Origin of the sequence: Paraburkholderia xenovorans, assembly GCF_046030735.1 — a bacterium.
GTDB classification, from domain to species: Bacteria; Pseudomonadota; Gammaproteobacteria; order Burkholderiales; family Burkholderiaceae; genus Paraburkholderia; species Paraburkholderia xenovorans_A.
Genome location: NZ_JAQQBV010000020.1, coordinates 45208 through 65781, shown reverse-complemented (window position 1 = coordinate 65781; position 20574 = coordinate 45208). Strand labels below are relative to the sequence as shown.

Below are 20574 nucleotides of genomic sequence, written 5' to 3'. Positions count from 1 at the left end.
GTCACTCTGCCGGTACGAACCAGCATGTCTAATTCTCAAGCTCCCGCTGTACCGAATCTGTTGCCGCGCGATCCCGATCCGGCCCGCGTGCGGCGCATCGCCGACGATGCCGAAGCACTCGCCAGCGCCCATGCGCTCGCCGCGCGTTTCGCCGAGGGCGCGGCCGAGCGCGACCGGCGACGCCTGCTGCCGTGGGCCGAACTCGACCTGTGGTCGGAGAGCGGGCTCGGTGCGATCACCGTGCCGCGCGAATACGGCGGCGCCGACGTGTCGTATGCGACGCTCGCGGAAGTCTTCGTGATTCTGTGCGCGGCCGATCCGGCGCTCGGCCAGATTCCGCAGAATCATTTCGGCGTGCTGGGCGTGTTGCGCGAGATCGGCACGCCGGAGCAGCAAGCGCGCTTGTACGGCGAAGTGCTCGCAGGCCGCAGACTCGGCAACGCCGGGCCCGAACGCCGCTCCGCGAGCGCCGCGACGGTGCTGCAAGGCACCACGCGCTTGCGTCGAACACCTGACGGTTTGCGCCTCGACGGTCAGCGTTTCTACTCGACCGGCGCATTGTTCGCGCATCGCGTGCCGACCCGCGCGACCGACGACGAAGGCCGCGCCGTGCAGGTGTGGGTGCCGCGCGACGCGCCGGGTCTCACCGTCGTCGACGACTGGAGTGCGTTCGGCCAGCGCACCACGGCGAGCGGCACGGTCACGTTCGAACACGTGCCGGTGGACCCCGACGACGTGCTGCCGATCTGGCAATTCGCCGACCGCCCGGGTCTGTTCGGTCCGAACTCGCAACTGATCCAGGCCGCGATCGATCAGGGCATCGCGCAGGCCGCCATCGCCGACACGCTTGCGTTCGTGCGCGAGCGCGCGCGCCCGTGGGTCGACTCCGGCGTCGCGCGCGCGAGCGACGACCCGTACATCGTCGCCGATGTCGGCCGTTTGCAGATCGACCTGCATGCCGCGCACGAAGTGCTGCAGGAAACCGGCCGCGCGCTCGATCTTCTCGCCGCGCAGCCGCTCGATGCCGAGGGCAGCGCGGCGGCGTCGGTCGCGGTGGCCGAGGCCAAGGTGCTGACCACGCGCATCGCGCTCGAAGCGAGCGAAAAGCTATTCGAACTCGCCGGCTCCGCATCGACGCGCGCGGCTCACAACCTCGACCGTCACTGGCGCAACGCACGCACCCATACACTGCACGATCCGGTGCGCTGGAAGCTGCATCTGCTGGGCAACTATCACCTGAATCATGCGCTGCCGGCTCGGCATTCGTGGAATTGACACATGAGCCTCGATCTCTCCGTAGCGACACCTGACACTACGCGTCCCGGCGTATCGAACACCCCGCACCCGCACGGCCCCGATCTGATCGCGGACGATGCACAAGCCCTAACCGCCGCACGCCGTCTCGCGGATGAGTTCGCGCCCGACGCCGCATTGCGCGACCGCGAGCGGCGTCTGCCGTGGGCGGAGCTCGACGCATTCGTCGCGAGCGGCTTGTGGGGCATCACGGTGCCGCGCGAATTCGGCGGTGCGGGCGTGCGCAGCGGCACGCTCGCCGAAGTGACGGCGACGATCTCCGCGGCCGACGGCTCGCTCGGCCAGATTCCGCAAAATCATTTCTACGCGCTCGAAGTGCTGCGCGTGGGCGGCACCGTCGAGCAGCAGCGCTTTTTCTACGCCCGGGTGCTGGCCGGCGACCGTCTGGGCAATGCGCTTGCCGAAATCGGCAGCCGCGATTTCGAGCGGCGTACGCGTCTGACGCGCGCGGCGAGCGGCTGGCATGTGGACGGCCGCAAGTTCTATTGCACCGGCGCGCTGTACGCGCACTGGATTCCGACATTGGTCGTCGCCGACGACGCAGGACGCGAGGTCGCGTATCTCGCGTTCATCCCGCGCGATACGCCGGGCGTGACCGTGACCGACGACTGGGACGGCTTCGGCCAGCGCGTGACCGGCAGCGGCTCGGTGCAGTTCGAACACGTGCGCGTCGAGCCCGAATGGCTGGTGCCGTATCAGGCCTCGTTCGAACGGCCGACGACCATCGGCCCGCTCGCGCAGATCATCCACGCGGCGATCGATCTGGGGCAGGCGCGCGGCGCGTTCGCGGCGGCGTTGCAGTTCGTGCGCGAGCGCTCGCGGCCGTGGGTCGATGCAAAGGTCGAACGCGCCGCGGACGACCCGCTCACCGTCGCGCAATTCGGCGACCTCGCGGTGCGGCTGCGCGCGGCCGAGGCATTGTTGCGGCGTGCCGGCCGTTTCGTCGACGCCGCTCAGGCGCAGCCGAACGAACGCACGGTGGCGGAGGCGTCCGTGGCGGTCGCCGAGGCCCGCGCGTTGACGACCACCGTTTCGCTCGACACCGGCTCGCGTCTGTTCGAACTCGCGGGCACGGCGGCCACGCTCGACGGACTCGGTCTCGACCGTTTCTGGCGCAATGCGCGCACGCACACGCTGCACGATCCGGTGCGCTGGAAATATCACGCGGTGGGCAACTTCTATCTGAACGACACGTTGCCGCCGCGGCACGGCGCGCTGTAATTGCGCTGCAAGTGCCATGTCATTGTGCGGTAGTTGCGCCGTGACCCTGCCATGACCCTCCGAAGGCGACGCGCGGCGGCTCCCCGCCCCGCGCGGGGCGCGCCGCTGGGCGGCCCACGCTAGCAAAATGCATAAGATCGATAGCGTGTTTTGTTCGTTACTTATTCCCGACAGAACACCTACGATGGCCGCTTGAGTGTTTCAAGGAGAGGTCGTGAGCAGCTCACGACTGCCATCGTCGATGATCCACGAAGACCCCCACGCGAATCTCACCGAAGCCGACGGCCGTGCCGCGCTGTCGCGCGGTGACGATGCTTACGCGAGAATCCGCCGCGACATTCTGTCGTGCCGTTTCATGCCCGGCTCGACCGTCAGCGAGAGCCAGTTGATGGAAACCTACGCGATCGGCAAGAACAGTTGCCGTATCGCGCTGGTGCGTCTGGTGCAGGAAGGCTTTATCCGCTCGATTCCGCGCCAGGGCTACCGTCTCGCGCCGGTCACGCTGCGCGACGTCGAAGAAGTGTTCGCGCTGCGCGTGCAGCTCGAACCGCTCGCGGCGCGGCTCGCGTGCGGGCGAGTGGACATCGCGCTGCTGCGGCGTCTCGAAGCCGCATGCCGGGTGCCGTATCCGGAGCGCGCGCTGTCCGATCAGATCGGCGTATTCCTCGACGCGAACCGCGATTTCCATCTGGCGATCGCGGCCGCGAGCGGCAACGAACGGCTGCACCGCACGCTCGCGAGCCTGATGGACGAAATGTCCCGGCTCGTCGCGCTCGGCTTCGGCGTGCAGGGCACCAAGCCCGAGATCAAGCACGACCACAACGCGATGATCGACGCGTTCGACGCGGGCGACGGCCGCCGCGCCGAAACCATCGCGCGCCGCCATATCGAAACCTTCCAGAGCATGACGATGGAGAAGGTCTACGCAAGTCTGTCGAGCGCCGGCGCGTCGCTGCCGGTGTTCAGCGTGGCGGAGTTGCGCCGATGACCACGCAGGCCATTTCATTGCGCGGCGTGAACAAACACTATGGCGCGCTGCCGGTGCTGGAGCAGGTCGCGTTCGATGTCGCGCAAGGCGAGACCGTCGCGTTGCTCGGCACGTCCGGTTGCGGCAAGAGCACGCTGTTGAACATCGTCGCAGGTCTCGTCGATCCGGACGCGGGCGAACTGTGGATCGACGGCCGGCGCGCGGAAGGCGCGCGCGAGCGCCACGCGCTCGCCTACATGTTCCAGGAGGACCGGCTGCTGCCGTGGCGCACCGCGCGCGCGAATGCGGCGTTCGGTCTCGAGGCGCAACAGCCGCCGGTGCCGAAACGCGAACGTCACGCGCGCGCCGCGGCCGCGCTCGAACTGGTCGGCCTCGGCGCGTTCGGCGACGCGCATCCGCATCAACTGTCCGGCGGAATGCGCAGCCGCGTCGCGCTGGCGCGCAGTCTCGTCACCGAGCCGCGCATCCTGCTGATGGACGAACCGTTTTCCAAACTCGATCCGCAGACGCGCGAGCAGATGCACCACGAACTGCTGCGCATCCGCGAGTTGCAACAGATGACGGTGCTGTTCGTCACGCATGACGTGGAAGAAGCGGTCGTGCTGGCCGATCGCGTGGTCGTCCTCGCGCCGCGGCCGGGCCGCGTGCGCGACATCGTCGACGTGGACCTGCCGCGCCCGCGCGTCGCCACCGATCCCGCCGTTGCCGAGGCGATCCGCCAACTCCGTTTGCTGATCTGACCCATGTCTACTGCGTATTCGCGTTCTTTGGCCGGGCTGCTCGTCCAGCGCGCCGTGCTCGTCGCGCTGCTGCTCGCCGCGTGGTGGCTCGCGTCGTTGCGGATGCCGCCATTCGTGCTGCCCGGACCCGCAAAAGTCGGCACCGCGTTCATCGCGCTGCTGCACAGCGGGACCTTCTTCGAGGATCTCGGCATCACGCTGTACCGGGTGCTCGCGGGTTTCGTGCTGGCCGCGCTCGTCGGTGCGCCGCTCGGCATCGTGCTCGGTTCGAGTCCGCGCGCGGCGCGTTTTTTCGAGCCGTTGCTGTCGATCGTGAATACGGTGTCGTCGGCGATCTGGGCGGTGTTCGCGATCATCTGGTTCGGCATCTCCAACGCGACGACGATTTTCGTCGTGTTCATGACCGCGATGCCGCTGATCCTGACCAACGTCTGGCAAGGCGCGTTGACGGTGGATCGTCAGCATGTCGAACTGGCGCGCAGTTTCCGGATGAACTCCGCGCAGATCATGCGCAAGATTTTTCTGCCGACGATCCTGCCGCATTTCTTCGCCGGCGCGCGGCTCGCGTTCGGTTTCGGCTGGCGCGTGTCGCTGGTCGCGGAGACGATCGGCTCGTCGAACGGCATCGGCTACCGCTTGCGGCAGGCGGCAGACCTCGTGCAGACCGATCAGGTGTTCGCGTGGACCGTCACGCTCGTCGTGCTGATGCTCGCGCTCGAAGCGGGCGTGCTCAAGCCGCTTGAACGGCGGCTCTTTCGCTGGAAAAAAACAGCTTAACCATAACGGGGCCTGGACCATGAAACGTATTCCTTTGCTCAAACGCGCGGTGCTGTCGGCGGCGCTTGTTGCGGGCGCAGTGCTCGGGGTCGCGCAAACCGCGCAAACGGCGCAAACGGCGCAAACGGCGCAAACGGCGCAAGCCGAACCGATCCGCGTCGGCTACTGGACGAGCGGCGTGAGCCTCGGCTTCGGCGCGGTGCTCGAAGCACAGAAATTCCTGCAGCAACGCGGGCTCGACGTGCAGTTCGTGCGCTTTGCCGACGTCAACGCACCGAACCGCGCGCTCGCCGCGAATGCGATCGACTTCGCGTTCGCCGCACCGGCCGCGGCGGTGTTCAGCACGGCGGCCGAAGGCGTGCCGCTGAAGATCGTGCTGGCCACGCAACCCGCCGACGTCGATTTCGTCGTGCCCGACGATTCGCCGATCAAAACGCTTGCGGAGCTGCGCGGCAAGAAGGTCGGCATGTCGCCCGCGGGCAGCTCGGTTGCGGCCATCGCGACCGCAGTGCTGCAAGGCAACGACGGCATCAAAAGCGGCGACTTTTCCCTCGTGCCGGGCAACGAAGGCCGCCTCGCGCAATTTCTCGTGCAGAAGCAGGTGGACGCGGCCGCGCTGCGCTCGGTGACGATCGCGCAATTGCAGGAGTTGAAAGTTCGCCGGCTCGGCAGCTTCGGCGATCAATGGAAGAAGCTGACGAAGTCGGACGCGACGCCGTATATCGGCGTCAGCGCGATCCGCGCCGACTATCTCGAGAAGCATCCGCAGGACGTCGCGAAGCTGATCGCCGGTTTGCGCACCGCGTTGCAGTGGGGCGCGACGCATCAGAACGACGTGGCGGCGATCCTGCAGAAGAGCGCCAATCTGCCGGCCAACGACGCGCAGGCGTACGCCGCGCGCTGGTCGGACATCAATCGCGTGACCTTCGAGCCGATCGATCTCGATACGCTGAAACGCGAGCACCAGATTTTCGTCGACGGCGGGGTGATCAAGGGCAAGCTGCCCGACGATCTGTTCGCGACCGGCCCGTACATCGCATCGAAATCGATTCAATAACTATTCAGTCAAACCCATTGGAGCAGATCATGGCATCACCCATTCCGTCGACGATGAAGGCGCTCGTGCTGAACGAGCAAGGCAATCTCGACCAGTTGCATGTCGTCACCGATAAAGCCGTGCCGGGCGCGGCGGCCGGCGGCGTCGTGATTCGCGTGCGCGCGTCGTCGTTCAACTATCACGACGTGTTCACCGTCAAGGGAATGCCTGGCATCAAGGTGCCGTTGCCGGTCGTGATCGGCCTCGATATGGCCGGCGAGATCGTGCAGGTCGGCGCGGACGTCGACGGCTGGAAGGTCGGCGATCGCGTACTGGTGAATCCGCTGAACCGCGAGAAAGGGCTGATGGGCGAAATGCTCGACGGCGGGATGGCGCAGTACTGCGCGGTGTCGGCCGAACAATTGATCGCGTTGCCCGACGCGGTCGGCTTCGACGATGCATCCGCATTGCCGGTCGCTTACGGCACCGCGCACCGGATGCTGATCACGCACAACACGGTCAAGGCCGGCGACCGCGTGCTGATTCTCGGCGCGAGCGGCGGCGTGGGCACGGCGTCGCTGCTGCTCGCGAAGCAACTCGGCGCGGAAGTCATCGCGTGCGCCGGCAGCGACGAGAAAACTGCGCAATTGAAAGCGCTGGGTGCGGACCACGTGGTCAACTACAAGACCACCGATTTCTCGAAGTGGGCCGTCGCCCAGTATGGCAAGCCGCAGCGCCGCAGCTTCGAAGGCGGTGTCGACGTGGTGGTCAACTTCACCGGCGGCGACACGTGGGTGCCGTCGCTGAAATGCCTGAAACGCGGCGGCACGCTGCTGGTGTGCGGCGCGACCGCCGGCCACGCGCCTGCCGAAGATCTGCGCTACATCTGGAGCTTCGAGCTGAAGGTGCTCGGCTCGAACAGTTTCTACGACGACAACCTGCGCGCGTTGCTCGACCAGATCGCGAAGGGCGAGCTCAAGCCGTCGATCGATCGCGTGCTGCCGCTCGAACAGGCTGCCGAAGGTCTGCGCCTGATTCGCGACCGCGAAGTGCTCGGCAAGGTCGTCGTCAATCCCTGAACCTCATCCGCATCCGAAGGAAACAACATGAGCGAAACGACATTACCGGCGCCGCACGAGATCGAGGCGCGTTTGCGCCGTGCGCCTTTTCATGAATGGCTGGGCCTGAAAGTGCTCGCGGTGGCCGAAGGCGAGATCGAACTCAGCGCGACGTGGCGCGAAGAGTGGGTCGTGAACGTGGAAAAACGCTATACGCACGGCGGTATTCTGGCGGCGCTCGTCGATCTGGCCGCCGACTGGGCGCTGGTGTCGAAGACCGGCCGCGGCGTGCCGACGATCGATCTGCGGGTCGACTATCACCGTGCGGCGCTGCCGGGCGATTTGCGCGTGAAGGGCAAGGTGATCAAGTTCGGCTCGCAGGTGTCGACGGCCGAGGCCCATGTGTACGACGCGGACGGCAAGCTCGTCGCGAGCGGCCGCGGCGTTTATTCGACAACGGCAGCGACAACGGCAGCAGCCACAGCAACCCCGGCCCCGCAGCCCGCGAAAAGCTGATGCTGAAACTCGATCATCTCGTCATCAACACGCGCTTCGATACCGACGCGGCTCAGGGTCTTTTCGAGCAGCTCGGTTTCACGCTGACGCCGCGCGGCTACCATACGCTCGGCTCGCTGAATCACGCGATCGTGTTCGACGACCACTATCTGGAACTGATCGGCCTGCCGGCGGACGGCAAGACGATCCGCGAGGAAATCGCGTCGAGCCCGCTCGGCGCGGACGGTCTGGTGTTTCGTATCGACGACCCCGACGCGACGTTCGCCTCGTTGCGCGACGCCGGTCTCGAAGCGACGCCGCCGCAAACTTTCTCGCGCCCCGTGCCGCCGCTCGGCGACGCGCGGTTCACGACGGTGCGGCTCGCGCCAGGCCAGTTGCCGGGCGGGCGCGTGTACTTCTGCCAGCATCTGACGCCCGAGCTGGTGTTTCGCGACGCGTGGCGCGCGCATCCGAACGGCGCGTACGCACTCGAGCGTCTGCATCTGATCGATGCGTCGGCGGATACCTATGCGCGGTTGGGCGCGCTCGCGCCGGGCTTCGAACTGGCGTTCCACACGCGTGACGCATTCGACGCGCAGTTCGCTCCGCTCGCGGAGCATGTGGTCCAGCGCGCGCCGCGCTATGCGGCGATCACGGTTCGCACGCCGCAATGGCGCGAGATCGGCGAGCGTGCGGCCGCGGCGGCCCTGCCTACGGTCACGCAACCGGGCCGCACGCTGGTGGCGTTGCCGCGCTTCGACACGCTGCTGGAATTCGTTCGATGACGTTTCCGTTGAATCTCGGCGCGTTGATCGATCGCGATCAGGACCCGCACGCGCTCGCGCTGATCGGCCTCGAGGAAGGGCAGCCGCCGCTTCGCTACAGCTTCGGCGAACTCGATGCGATGGCCGACGCCGTCGCGCGCCGTCTCAGCGCGACGGTTTCCCGCGGCGAGCGCATTGCGGTGCTGGCCGCGAATTCCGCGCAATACATCGCGACCGTGCTCGGCATCATGCGCGCGGGGCGGGTCGCGGTGCCGGTGAATTTCAAGTTTCCACGCGCGTTGATCGCGGACGTGATCGCCGACAGCGGCGCGCGCGTCGTGTTTTGCGATCCGGCGCGCGCGGCGGACGTGCCGGGCGGATTGCAACGCGTGGTGTTCGACTACCCGCAGCAGACACCGTTGCCCGACGACGCCGTCACGTTTTCCGCGTACACCGGCTATGGCGACACGCTGTCGTCGGCGCCGTTCGACGCGCTCGTTCCCGCACCGGACGAAGCCGCACTGATTCTCTACACGTCGGGTTCGACCGGGCGTCCGAAGGGCGTGGTGCTGTCGCATCGAAGCCATCTGTGGGTCGTGCAAACGCGGCTCGCGGCACAAGCGCTGCACGACGAGCGTCTGCTGATCGCCGCGCCGCTGTTCCACATGAATGCGCTGGCGCTCGCGTTTCTGGCGCTGGCCGCGCGCGCGACGGCCGTATTGCTGCCGCAGTTCAACGCGCGCCGATACATCCAGGCGATCGACGCGTGGCGCTGTACGTGGCTCACGTCCGTGCCGCCGATGATCGCGATGATGCTGCAAGAGCGCGCGTTGCTCGCGCAGACCGATCTTTCGTCGGTGCGTTATGTGCGGATGGGCTCGGCGCCGGTTAGCGACGCGTTGCTGGAACAGATCCATGCGTTGCTGCCGAACGCGAAAGTCATCAACGCCTACGGCACGACCGAAGGCGGTCCGGTGGTGTTCGGCCCGCATCCCGCCGGTTTGCCGACGCCGCCGCGTGCGGTGGGTTTTGCGCATCCCCTCGTCGATCTGCGGCTCGTGGGCGAAAACGGCGCGCCAGTTGAAGAGGAGGGTGAGGAAGGCGAACTGCAGATGCGCAGCCCCGGCCTGATGACCGGCTATCACAACCGCCCGGAACTCTCGCAGCCGTTCACGCCGGACGGCTTCTACCGAACCGGCGACGTGTTCCAGCGCGATGCCGACGGCTTCTACACGTTCGTCGGCCGGCGCGACGATATGTTCGTGTCGGGCGGCGAGAACATTTTTCCCGGCGAAGTCGAGACCGTGCTCGAACGTCATCCGTCGATCCAGCAGGCTTGCGTGGTGCCTGTTGCCGACGACATCAAAGGGACCAAACCCGTCGCGTTCGTCGTGCTGAAACCAGGCACGTCGCTCGCCGCCGAAGACGTCAAGCGTTTCGCGCTCCAGCATGCGCCGGCATATCAGCATCCGCGTCACGTGTGGTTCGTCGACGCAATTCCGCTCGCGTCGACCAACAAGGTCGATCGGACCGCCCTCAAACGGATCGCGGCAGAACGTGTTGCCGCCGATCCCTCCGTCAGCAGGAACCCGTAAAAAATGACAACACTCCGCGCTACGCTATTCAAGCTTGTTTGCAGTTCGATGCTTCTTCTCGACGCCGTCAGCGCGCACGCGCTCGACGAAGTCACGGTCGGTCTCGCGATTCCACCCGCCGTGCACGACGGTGCGCCGTATGCCGCCGCCGACAAACTCGGGCTCTTCAAGGAAGAAGGGCTCGACGTGAAATTGATCGTGTTTCAGGGCGCGGGCGCGCTGATTCCGCAGGTGGCGAGCAAGCGCATCACGTTCGGCTATCCGACCGCGGAACCCGTGCTGTCGAGCTATCTGACCGGCGGCACGCCGGTGCCCGTGCGCTATTTCTATAACGGCGTGCCGGCCAATACGATGGAGTTCGCGGTGCTAGCGTCCTCGCCGGTGAAGACGATCGGCGATCTGAAGGACAAGAAGATCGGCGTTGGCGCGCTGAGCTGGGGCACGATTCCGGGTGGCCGCGCGGCGTTGCGCGAAGCCGGACTCAAACCCGGCGACAACGTCGATTACGTGGCGGTCGGCGCGTTGGGCGCGGGCTTTCATGCGCTGAAAACCGGCGCGGTCGATGCACTCAATTTCAACAGCAGCTGGGACGACATGCTCGAATTGTCGGGCACGCCGATCCGCCGCATCCGCTACCCGGCGGTGTTCGACGAAACCGCGGGCAACGGCTTTATCGCACATCGCGATACCTTCACCGACCACCCGGATCTGATCGCGCGCTTCGGCCGTGCTTACACGAAGGCGCAGATCGTCTGCCAGGCGAATCCGGCGTTCTGCGTGAAGGCGTTCTGGGCCGAACATCCGGAATCGAAGCCGCAAGGCGACGCAGCGAAGAACCTGCGGGATGCTGTCGAACTGCTCAGGCGCCGGCTCGACCGCGTACTGCTGACGTCGGACGGGAAACCGCGCCAGCCCGGCGCGTACAACCTGCCGGCCGTGCGCGCGAATCTGGCGGAAATGCAGAAGGTCGGCGAATTCCCGAAGGGCGACGTGCCCGTCGAGCAGATTTTCTCGAACCAGTTCGTCGCCGACTTCAGCCGCTTCGATGCGGCGGCGCTGCGCGAACGTGCGAGGCAGCAATGAGCGCGCGCATCGAGGTGACGCCGCGCGTCGCGCTGATCGACGTGGCGCGCGCGATTCAGTTGTCCGGTTTTGCGCCGCGCGCCGAAGTCGACGTGATCGCGCGGCAGCGGCAGCACGACGGCAGCGAATGGGAAAGCGTCAACCGTTTCATTGCGGACGAAAGCGGCACGGTCGATCTGCGCACTGCCGCGCCGGTGTCCGGCGACTATGCGGGAAGCGGCGCGCAGGCGTTGGGCATCGTGTGGTCGATGCGGTGCGTGAAGGAAGTGGCGGGCGCTGACAGCATCGAGCCGTTGCAGGTCGATATCGACGCGCGCGATGCACACGGTGCGACCGCGCACGCTTCGTTCGTGCAGCAGATCGTGGCCGAAGGCGTGACGCGTCGCGAGGTCCGCGAGCATGGCGTGGTCGGCACGCTGTTCTTGCCAGCAGCGCCCGGTCCGCATCCGGCCGTTGTCGTGCTCAACGGCTCCGGCGGCGGGATCAACGAGCCGCGCGCCGCGTTGTATGCGGCGCACGGGATCGCGGCGCTGGCGCTCGGTTATTTCAAGGCGCCCGGACTGCCGCCGGCCATTTCCCGCACGCCGCTCGAATACTTCGCGCAGGCGCTCGACTGGCTGCGGCAGACCGTGCAGCCGCGCAACGGCTTCGTGGCGCTCGCGGGCCAGTCGCGCGGCGGCGAACTCGCGCTGCTGCTCGGCGCGACTTATCCGGAGCGTGTGTCGGCCGTGATCGGCTACGTGCCGAGCGCGGTGCTGCACGGCACGCTGCGCGCGGGGGCCGTGGGCGAGGCGCCGGACGCCGTCGCATGGACGCTCGACGGCCACGCGCTGCCGCATGTGTGGAACGACAACCGTCACGCGGACTGGAGCGCGTTCCGGCATCCGCCCGCGCCCGGCGAGCCGATCCGTCAGGCGCCGGCATTCGTGTCGGCGCTCGACGACGCGGACGCGGTCGCGCGCTCGCGGATCGCGGTCGAGCGCATTGCCGCGCCGATCCTGCTGATCTCGGGCACCGACGACGGCTTCTGGCCGTCGAGCCGTTACGCCGACATGATCGTCGACGACCTGCAACGGCGCGGCTTCACGCATCCGGTCGAGCATCTGCGTTACGAAGGCGCCGGTCACTCGATCCTGTTCCCACATGTGCCGACCACGCTGGTTGCGCGTCCGCATCCGGTGGCCGGCGTGCGGATCACCGCGGGCGGCACGGCGGCGGCCAATGCGCACGCGAACGAGGCGTCGTGGCCGCGCGTGCTGGATTTCATCAAGACGGCGAGCGGCGCGGCATGAGTTCGATCGATGCGTTTGCCGCCGAACGGATCTCGGTGCGCTATCAAACCCGCAGCGGCGCGATCGACGCGCTGCGCGACATCGACCTGCGTATCGCGGACGGCGAGTTCGTGGCCGTGCTCGGACCGTCCGGCTGCGGAAAATCGACACTGCTGAAAGTCGCCGCCGGCCTGATCACGCCGACAGGCGGCCACGCGACGATCGGCGGCAAGCGGCTCGATCGGCCTGGCCGCGACGTGGGCGTCGCGTTTCAGAAGCCGAACCTGCTGCCGTGGAAAACCGTGCTCGACAACGTGCTGTTGCCGGCGCGCACGTTGCGCCTGGCGCTGGGCCCGGCGACGCAGCGCGCGCGGGATCTGCTTGAACTGGTCGGCCTCGCCGCGTTCGCGGACAACTATCCGGCCGAACTCTCCGGCGGCATGCAGCAACGCGTCGGGCTCGCGCGGATGCTGCTGCACGATCCGGAGTTGCTGCTGATGGACGAGCCGTTCGCCGCGCTCGATGCGATGACCCGCGAGGCGCTGACGCTCGAACTGCAACGCATCTGGATGGCGCAGCGCAAGTCGGTGCTGTTCATCACGCACAGCATTCCGGAGGCGGTGTTTCTGGCCGACCGCGTGGTGGTGATGTCGGCGCGGCCGGGCCGTATCGTCGACGATTTCGCGGTGCCGCTCGAGCGTCCGCGTCACGCCGACACGATGGCGAGTGCCGCGTTTGTCGATGCCTGCCGTTATCTGCGAGGACATTTCCAATGACCACCCGACGCGCGTTACCCGCGGTGCCGGCCTTCGTCTATCCGCTCGTCAGTCTGCTCGTGGTGATTGCCGTCTGGCAGAGCGCGGTGCGGCTGTTCGCGATTCCCGACTACATCCTGCCCGCGCCGAAACAGGTTTTCGACGCGCTGGCCAGCGGTTTCGCCGACGGCACGCTGTGGCCGCATATCGGCGCGACGCTTGTCGAGACGCTGGCCGGTTATGCGATCGGCTCCGTGCTGGCGGTGCTGCTGGGCGCGCTGCTCGCCGAATCGCGGATGTTCGAACGCTTCGTGTTTCCGCTGCTCGCCGGTTTGCAGGCGATGCCGAAAGTCGCGCTCGGACCGATCATCCTCGTATGGTGCGGGTACGGCAGTGCGTCGAAGATCGTGCTCGTCGTGCTGGTGTGCTTTTTCCCGCTGTTCATCAATACGGTCAACGGGCTGCGGCGTGCCGATCCGGATCTGCTCGACGCATGCCGGGCGTTTTCCGCGTCGCGGGCGTTTTTGTTTCTGCACGTGAAGCTGCCTTCGGCCGCGTCCGAGATTTTCAGCGGTTTGCAGATCGGCATCTCGCTGGCGTTGATCGGCGCGGTGGTCGGCGAATTTTTGTCCTCGCAGCGCGGGCTCGGTTATCTGATCAGTTCGTCGTCGGTGAACATGAGTGTGTCGACGATGTTCGCAGGCGTCGTGCTGCTTGCGGTAATCGGCGTGAGCGGCGCGCAGATCGTGCGCGTGCTGCAACGGCGCGTGGTGTTCTGGGAGCAGCGGACCGCACGTACTGCCGCCGATGCGGGCGGCGGCTGACCGACGTCGCGCCGGAACATGCAAAAGATAAATATTGTTTGAAGATAAACATATCGAAATAGAATAATTCTCACGCGGGTCCATCGTCGCTACGCTGTGCCATCTCTTATCGGCGAGGACCTATGACCGCTTCTGTTCCCGTGTCTCTTTCCGCGCGACGCCGGGTGGTGCGCGCCCTCGCGGCCGCGCCGCTCGCCGCGTTCAGCACATTCGCTGCGTTCGGCACTTTCGGCGCTTCGCGCGCACATGCCGCCGACAACGTGACGCTGGTGCTCGGCGATCAGGCCGGCGGCACGCGGGCGCTCGTCGAAGCGGCCAAGGTGCTCGACGGCACGCCGTACGCATGGCGCTGGGCCAATTTTCAGGGTGCCGCGCCGCTGTTCGAAGCGCAACGCGCGGGCTCCGTCGATCTTGCGCCGGCGGGCGACCTGCCGGTGCTCGCGGCGGCCGTCGGCGATCCCACGTTGAAGATCGTCGCGACGCGCGTGGGTTCGGGCGCGCAGCTCGGCATTCTGGTCGCGCCGAACTCGACCGTGCGCAGCGTCGCGGATCTGAAAGGGCGCACGGTGTTCGTGTCGTCGGCGCGCGGCAGCATCTCGCAGTACCAGCTATACGGCGCGCTTGCGGAAGCGGGTTTGTCGAAAGACGACGTGACGGTCCGCTTCATTCTGCCGGTCGATGCATTCGCCGCGTTTGCGTCCGGTTCGATCGACGTGTGGGCGACTTTCGATCCGTACTACGGAATCGCGGTGCAGCGCGGCGCGCGGATCTTGCGCGACGGCACCGGCATCAACAGCGGCCTGGGCTTCATCACCGCGCCGTCTGAGTCCCTCGCGGACCCGCGCAAACGCGCGGCGATTGCCGACGTGTTGCAGCGCTATCAGCGCGCGGGCGATTGGGCGATCGCTAATCCCGACGCGTACGCGCAGATCTACGCGACGCTCACGCGTTCGCCGCTCGAAGCCGCGAAGGAGATCACGCGGCGCGCGTCGTTGAAGCAGCATTTCGTGACCGACGCGGATATCGCTGCTTTGCAAAAAGTGGCCGACCGCGCGCAGCGCGACGCGATTCTGCCGCGCCGTATCGACGTGCGCGCGATCTCGGAGACCCGTCTCGCCAGCGCATGAATCGCGGCGACATCGTCGACACAGGGCTCAACCTGGGCCTCAAGCGGGGACTCAAGCGCGGACTGATGCAAAGCTAATCACTTTTGCTTGTTTTTCGTTCCTTTCGAAGCGCCTTACTATCCGTCGTTCTTATAATAACGAGGGTAGGTATGAGCACGAAAAACGGGTTGCGCGGCACTATGTTCACCGCGCTGTTAGCGTCCGTACTGATCTGCGCCAGTCCGGTTTCCATCGCGGCGACCACCGCTAGCACGGCCACCGCGGCGGCCACCCCCACGGCCGCGCCCAATCACGGCGGAACGCTGACCTGGCTGGTCACGCCTGAGCCGGCGACGATCATTCCATTGACCACCACCGCCGGCGGCAACGCGGAGATCGGTCCTAAGGTGGTCGAAGGTTTGCTGACCTACGACAAGAACCTCAATCCTCAACCGCTGCTGGCCACCGCATGGTCGGTCAGCAAGGACGGTCTCGAATATCGCTTCACGCTGCGCCGCGGCGTGAAATGGCACGACGGCAAGCCGTTCACGTCCGCCGACGTTGCATTTTCGATTCTGACGTTGAAGCAGGTTCATCCGCGCGGCCGCAGCACGTTCGCGAACGTGACCGACGTGAAGACGCCGGACGCGTACACCGCAGTCATCGAGTTGTCGAAGCCCGCGCCGTTTCTGCTGACCGCGCTGTCCGGCTCCGAGTCGCCGATCATCCCGAAGCATCTGTACGAAGGGACCGACATCGTCTCGAATCCGTATAACAGCGCGCCGGTCGGCACCGGGCCGTTCGTGTTCAAATCGTTCGTGCATGGCAGCTATATTCTTCTCGAACGCAATCTGGACTACTGGGACAAACCCAAGCCGTACGTCGACAAGATCGTGATCCGCTTCCTGCCCGACGGCGCGGCACGCGCGGCGGCGCTCGAATCCGGGGCGGCCAATCTGGGCGACCAGGCGATTCCGTTGTCGGACGTGAAGCGCTTCACCACGCTGCCGAACTTCAATGTCGATACGACCAACTGGCCTTACGTGAGCAACCACCAGCAGTTGATCTTCAACCTCGACACACCGGTGTTGAAAGACAAGGCAGTGCGCAAGGCGATCTCGCAGGCGATCGATGTCAACGCATTGAACCGCGTGGTCTGGTACGGCTACGGCACGGTGTCCGCTGCGGCAATCGGCGCGGCGAACACGAAGTATCACGACGCCGATATCCATTACTTCCCGTACGACATCGCCGCGGCCAATGCCGCGCTCGACGCCGCGGGCTTGAAGCGTGGCGCGGACGGCAAGCGCTTCAAGCTGCGCGTGCTGTTCAATCCGTTCCAGGATCCGCGTGCGGCCGATTTCGTGCGGCAGTCGCTGGCGCGCATCGGCATCGACGGCGAGGTCGAGAGCTACGACTTCGCGACGTACGTGAAGAAGGCCTACACGGACCGCGCGTTCGACATCACGCTCGAAGCACTCGCCAACGTGTTCGATCCGACTGTGGGCGTGCAGCGCGTGTTCTGGTCGAAGAACTTCAAGATCGGTCTGCCGTTCTCGAACGCCGCGCACTATTCGAATCCGGAGGTCGACCGTCTGCTCGAAGCCGCATCGGTGGAGACCGACGAAGCGAAGCGCCGCCAGTTGTTCATCCAGTTCCAGCAGATCGTTCACGACGATATTCCGTCGATCGAGTTCGGCGCGAACCCGAATATCACGATCGTTGCGAAGAAAGTGAAGAACTACGCGCCGACGGGCGAGGGTGTGCGCGGCAATTTCGCGGACCTGTATATCGAGCCTTAATTTCCGACGTCAGTCGATGCTTTGGATAGCGGGAATCCTGAGGTTCCCGTTTTCCTTTGCTGAAGCTGAAGCTGAAGCATCGGTATCGGGAAAACGCGGCACCGCGTCGAGCAAAGCACGTGTGTACGCACTGCGCGGTGCATCGAACAACGCGTCGATCGCGCCGTGTTCCTCGATGCGCCCCGCGCGCATCACATAAGCGCGCTGGCACAGCAGCCGCACCACGCCGAGGTCATGCGACACGAACAGCAGGCTCACCCCCGTCTCGCGCCGCAGCCTGTCGAACAATCTCAGCACGACCGCCTGCATCGACACGTCGAGCGCCGAAGTCGGCTCGTCCAGAATCAGCAGATCGGGTTCGAGCACGAGCGCGCGGGCGATGCCCACGCGCGCGGCTTGTCCACCGGACAATTGATGCGGCCGCCGTTCGAGCAACGAAAGCGGCAGGCCGACTTGTGCGGCCACGCGCTCCACCTGCGCGCGCAGCGCTGCCTGTGTGCGGTAACGCCCGGCGCACAGTTGCCGAAGCGGATCGGCAATCGCGTCGAACACGCGTGCGTGCGGATCGAGGCTATCGAGCGGGTCCTGGAATACCATCTGAATCCGGCTGCGCCACGGTGCGCGCGCGGCGTGGCTGGCGGGCAGATCCAGGATCGCCTGACCGTCGAAAAGAATCCGGCCGCTGTCCGCATCGATCAGGCGCGCAAGCACCGCCGACAACGTCGATTTACCGCAGCCCGATTCGCCGACCAGACCCACGGCTTCGCCGCGTTCGATATCGAGGCTCACGCCGTCGAGCGCGGCGCGCGCTGGGGGCGGCGAAGGCGGGGCGCCACGGCGCGCAGCGAACACACGCCGTAATACGGACGATGCCGGCTTGCCCGCATACGATTTGCGTAGATCGCGTATTTCCAGCCATGCCATCAGATTGCACTCCAGCAAGCCACGCGCTGCGCACCTGCACGCTCGACGAGCGCGGGCGTCTCGCGCGCGCAGCGATCCTCACGCGACGCGCAACGGCCGAAGAAGCGGCACGCCGGCGCGTTCGCAAGCGACAGATTCGGCACTTCGCCCGGCACTTCCCGCAGCATCTCGATACTGGCCGCGTGATGCGGCGACGCCGCCAGCAAGCCGCGCGTATAAGGATGCGCCGGCGCGTTCAGCAAGACCCGCGACGGCGCGGTTTCGACGAGCTGCCCTGCGTGCATCACCGCGATCCGCTCGCTGCGATTGGCCGCGATCGCGAGATCGTGCGTGATCAACAGCGTCGCCATCCGATGCCGCTGCGCCAGTTCGCCGATCAGATCGAGCACGGTTCGCTGGCTGATCACGTCGAGTCCGGTGGTGGGTTCGTCGGCGATCAGCAGCGACGACTGGCGGGCGAGGGCGAGCGCGATCATCACGCGCTGACACAGGCCGCCTGACAACTCGAACGGATAGGCGGCGAAGCGCGCAGCGGGATGGTCGATGCCGACGTCGTCGAGCAGCGCGACGGCGCGTTCGCGCAACGCACCGCGCGACAGCCTGCGCGATTGCGGCAACGTACGCAGCACGTCGATCAGTTGCTGGCCGACTTTGCGCAACGGATTCAGCGCGCGGCGCGGATGCTGGAACACCATCGCGATCCGTTCGCGTGCCGCGGGCTCGGTGGCGAGTTCACGGTTGCCGTAGCGCAGCTTCCTCGCTTCGAGCTGCGCGTTACGCGGCAGCAAACCTGCAATCGCCAGCGCGAGCACCGATTTGCCCGACCCGCTTTCGCCGACGATCGCAAGCTGCTCGCCCGGCGCAATGCTCAGCGACACGCGATCCAGTGCGGACAGCACCGACGCCGTGCGCTGGCCCTGGCCGAGCGGAAAACGCACCGACAGGTCCTCGATCTGCAAGCCGTCGTTCACACGCGCCTCCGGTAATCGAGCCTGTCGCGCAACGCGTCGCCGGTCAGCGTAAAAATCAGCACCGCGACGAACAGCGCGATGCCGGGAAACAGCGCGACCCACCATTGTCCGGTGATGATGTACTGCGCGCCTTCGTTCACCAGCACGCCCCATTCGGCGGCCGGCGGCCGCACGCCGAGACCGAGAAACGACAGGCCCGCGCCGTTCATGATCGCCCAGCCGAGATTCTGCGACACCTGGATCGCGAGCAACGGGAATACGTTCGGCAGAATCACTGCGAACAGCACGCGGCTGCGGCGGTTGCCGGCCAGCCGCGCGGCACGCACATAGGCGGCGTCGCGGCGCGACGCGACTTCCGCGCGGCTCAGCCGCACATAGAACGGCAGGTTGATGATCGCGGTCGCGATCACGACGTTCAGCACGGAATTGCCGAGCACGGCGACCAGCGCCATCGCGACCACGAACAACGGAAACGCCATCAATGCATCCACGACGCGGCCGGTCGCGCGGTCGAACCAGCCGCCCGCGAAGCCCGCGACCGCACCGATCAGCGTGCCGGGCACGCACGACAACACGACGGCCGAAAACGCGATCGCCAGATCGAGCCGGCTCGCGACGATCACGCGGCTCAGCAGATCGCGGCCCAATGCGTCGGTGCCGAACCAGTGCGCGGACGTGGGATGCTGCAACGCGTGCGCGACGTCGGTGGCAAGCGGATCGTATGGCGCGATGAACGGCGCGACGAGTGCGAAGACGACGAGCGCGAACGCCGGCGTCCACGGGCTGAAGGTGTGAAGCAGCGAAGGGAAGCGCCGGCGCGCGGAGAGCGTGCTCATGATGCGAGCCGCACGCGCGGGTCGGCGAAACCGTACAGCAGGTCGATCAGCAGATTGACCAGCGCGAACAGCAGCGCGACCAGCAGCACGAAGCCTTGAACAGGCGCGTAATCGGAGGCCAGCAACGCATCGAGCGCATAGCTGCCGATGCCCGGCCACGTGAAGATCTTTTCGATCACCACGTTCGCGCCGAGCAGATACGAAAACACCATGCCGAGCGTGGTCAGGATCGGCAGCAGCGCGCCGCGCAGTGCGTAACGCAGCAGGATCGTGCGGCGCGGCAGCCGCAGCGAACGCGCGGTGCGGATCGCGTCGCTCGCGAGCGCGTCGAGCATCGCCGAGCGGGTGGTGCGCACGATCGGCGCGAGTCCGAACAGCGCCATCGCGCAGGCGGGCAACAGCAGATGCGAGAACGCGGAACGCCATGCGTCGAAATCGCCCGCGAGCGCCGTGTCGACCAGCATCAGGCCGCTCACGCGCGGCGGTACGTCGAGCAGCGGATCGAGCCGGCCGGTCGGCTCCGGCGCCCAGCCGAGCACCACATAGAACAGATAGACGAACGCGAGCGCCACCACGAAGGTCGGCAAGCATGTGCCGAGACTGGCGACGACCCGGCAGCACTGATCGACGAAACCACCCGGCCGCGTCGCGGCGGCCACGCCGAGCGGCAGCCCGAGTGCGATCGACAGCACGAACGCGAGGCCGGTCAATTCGAGCGACGCCGGCAGGCGTTTGAGCAGTTCGGCGAGCACCGGTTGTCCGGTCACGAACGAGTTGCCCCAGTCGCCGTGAGCGAGGCCCGTCGAGTAGCGCAACAACTGCTGCGGCAGACCGCTATCGACCCCCAGTTGATGCCGCAACGCGGCGATGTCCGCCGCGCCCGCGCCTGGACCGCTCAGCAGATTGGCGGCCGGATCGCCTGGCAACAGGCGCGTCAGGACGAACGTGAAGATCACCGCGCCGCAGATCACGGGCAGCGCCGCGAGCGTTCTTCTGAGAGCGAACCAGACCATG

20 protein-coding genes are annotated in these 20574 nt (G+C 66.4%); 16 read left to right on the top strand and 4 right to left on the bottom strand.

The window, feature by feature from the left end:
• The first annotated feature begins 24 nt into the window (after positions 1 to 24).
• The 16 genes from PQQ51_RS20450 (at position 25) to PQQ51_RS20375 (ending at position 16829) form a co-directional block, all read left to right on the top strand.
• On the top strand, positions 25 to 1275 hold the full coding sequence (locus PQQ51_RS20450) for an SfnB family sulfur acquisition oxidoreductase (protein ID WP_408498637.1): 1251 nt from the start codon (positions 25 to 27) through the stop codon (positions 1273 to 1275).
• 3 nt (positions 1276 to 1278) lie between these two features.
• The gene (locus PQQ51_RS20445) at positions 1279 to 2535 is read left to right on the top strand and encodes an SfnB family sulfur acquisition oxidoreductase (protein ID WP_408498636.1); all 1257 of its coding nucleotides are present in this window, start codon (positions 1279 to 1281) and stop codon (positions 2533 to 2535) included.
• A 214-nt stretch (positions 2536 to 2749) separates the two neighbouring features.
• A complete protein-coding gene (locus PQQ51_RS20440; protein ID WP_408498635.1) occupies positions 2750 to 3523 on the top strand; it encodes a GntR family transcriptional regulator in 774 nt (257 codons plus the stop codon).
• Complete coding sequence (locus PQQ51_RS20435) at positions 3520 to 4263, top strand: ABC transporter ATP-binding protein (protein WP_408498634.1); 744 nt, start codon at positions 3520 to 3522, stop codon at positions 4261 to 4263. The genes PQQ51_RS20440 and PQQ51_RS20435 overlap by 4 nt, the downstream gene beginning before the upstream one ends.
• Positions 4264 to 4266: 3 nt before the next feature.
• Positions 4267 to 5040 (top strand): ABC transporter permease, encoded by a 774-nt coding sequence (locus PQQ51_RS20430; protein ID WP_408498633.1) that lies wholly within the window; start codon positions 4267 to 4269, stop codon positions 5038 to 5040.
• Between the two features lie 19 nt (positions 5041 to 5059).
• Positions 5060 to 6097 carry an ABC transporter substrate-binding protein gene (locus PQQ51_RS20425; protein ID WP_408498632.1) on the top strand — a complete coding sequence of 346 codons (1038 nt, stop codon included), beginning with the start codon at positions 5060 to 5062 and terminating at the stop codon, positions 6095 to 6097.
• A gap of 53 nt (positions 6098 to 6150) precedes the next feature.
• Entirely contained in the window at positions 6151 to 7155 is a 1005-nt protein-coding gene (locus tag PQQ51_RS20420) for a zinc-binding dehydrogenase (protein ID WP_408498691.1), read from the top strand.
• A gap of 27 nt (positions 7156 to 7182) precedes the next feature.
• The gene (locus PQQ51_RS20415) at positions 7183 to 7650 is read left to right on the top strand and encodes a PaaI family thioesterase (RefSeq protein ID WP_408498631.1); all 468 of its coding nucleotides are present in this window, start codon (positions 7183 to 7185) and stop codon (positions 7648 to 7650) included.
• Entirely contained in the window at positions 7650 to 8414 is a 765-nt protein-coding gene (locus PQQ51_RS20410) for a VOC family protein (RefSeq protein ID WP_408498630.1), read from the top strand. Before PQQ51_RS20415 ends, PQQ51_RS20410 begins: the two co-directional genes overlap by 1 nt.
• Positions 8411 to 9988, top strand: a complete 1578-nt coding sequence (locus tag PQQ51_RS20405; protein WP_408498629.1) for a class I adenylate-forming enzyme family protein — start codon at positions 8411 to 8413, stop codon at positions 9986 to 9988. Before PQQ51_RS20410 ends, PQQ51_RS20405 begins: the two co-directional genes overlap by 4 nt.
• A gap of 3 nt (positions 9989 to 9991) precedes the next feature.
• Complete coding sequence (locus tag PQQ51_RS20400; RefSeq protein ID WP_408498628.1) at positions 9992 to 11071, top strand: ABC transporter substrate-binding protein; 1080 nt, start codon at positions 9992 to 9994, stop codon at positions 11069 to 11071.
• A complete protein-coding gene (locus PQQ51_RS20395; RefSeq protein ID WP_408498627.1) occupies positions 11068 to 12363 on the top strand; it encodes an acyl-CoA thioester hydrolase/BAAT C-terminal domain-containing protein in 1296 nt (431 codons plus the stop codon). Before PQQ51_RS20400 ends, PQQ51_RS20395 begins: the two co-directional genes overlap by 4 nt.
• Positions 12360 to 13118, top strand: coding sequence for an ABC transporter ATP-binding protein (locus PQQ51_RS20390; RefSeq protein ID WP_408498626.1), 759 nt, complete (start codon positions 12360 to 12362; stop codon positions 13116 to 13118). Before PQQ51_RS20395 ends, PQQ51_RS20390 begins: the two co-directional genes overlap by 4 nt.
• Positions 13115 to 13921, top strand: a complete 807-nt coding sequence (locus tag PQQ51_RS20385) for an ABC transporter permease (RefSeq protein ID WP_408498625.1) — start codon at positions 13115 to 13117, stop codon at positions 13919 to 13921. Before PQQ51_RS20390 ends, PQQ51_RS20385 begins: the two co-directional genes overlap by 4 nt.
• Positions 13922 to 14043: 122 nt before the next feature.
• Complete coding sequence (locus PQQ51_RS20380) at positions 14044 to 15048, top strand: ABC transporter substrate-binding protein (RefSeq protein ID WP_408498624.1); 1005 nt, start codon at positions 14044 to 14046, stop codon at positions 15046 to 15048.
• Between the two features lie 149 nt (positions 15049 to 15197).
• The gene (locus tag PQQ51_RS20375; protein ID WP_408498623.1) at positions 15198 to 16829 is read left to right on the top strand and encodes an ABC transporter substrate-binding protein; all 1632 of its coding nucleotides are present in this window, start codon (positions 15198 to 15200) and stop codon (positions 16827 to 16829) included.
• 9 nt (positions 16830 to 16838) lie between these two features.
• Here PQQ51_RS20375 and PQQ51_RS20370 read toward each other — a convergent pair whose 3' ends face one another.
• The 4 genes from PQQ51_RS20370 to PQQ51_RS20355 are packed head-to-tail and all read right to left on the bottom strand — an operon-like array spanning position 16839 to position 20573.
• On the bottom strand, positions 16839 to 17753 hold the full coding sequence (locus PQQ51_RS20370) for an ABC transporter ATP-binding protein (RefSeq protein ID WP_408498622.1): 915 nt from the start codon (positions 17751 to 17753) through the stop codon (positions 16839 to 16841).
• Complete coding sequence (locus PQQ51_RS20365; protein WP_408498621.1) at positions 17753 to 18724, bottom strand: ABC transporter ATP-binding protein; 972 nt, start codon at positions 18722 to 18724, stop codon at positions 17753 to 17755. Before PQQ51_RS20365 ends, PQQ51_RS20370 begins: the two co-directional genes overlap by 1 nt.
• Positions 18721 to 19560, bottom strand: a complete 840-nt coding sequence (locus PQQ51_RS20360; protein WP_408498620.1) for an ABC transporter permease — start codon at positions 19558 to 19560, stop codon at positions 18721 to 18723. The genes PQQ51_RS20365 and PQQ51_RS20360 overlap by 4 nt, the downstream gene beginning before the upstream one ends.
• A complete protein-coding gene (locus PQQ51_RS20355; protein ID WP_408498619.1) occupies positions 19557 to 20573 on the bottom strand; it encodes an ABC transporter permease in 1017 nt (338 codons plus the stop codon). The genes PQQ51_RS20360 and PQQ51_RS20355 overlap by 4 nt, the downstream gene beginning before the upstream one ends.
• Position 20574: the final 1 nt, after the last annotated feature.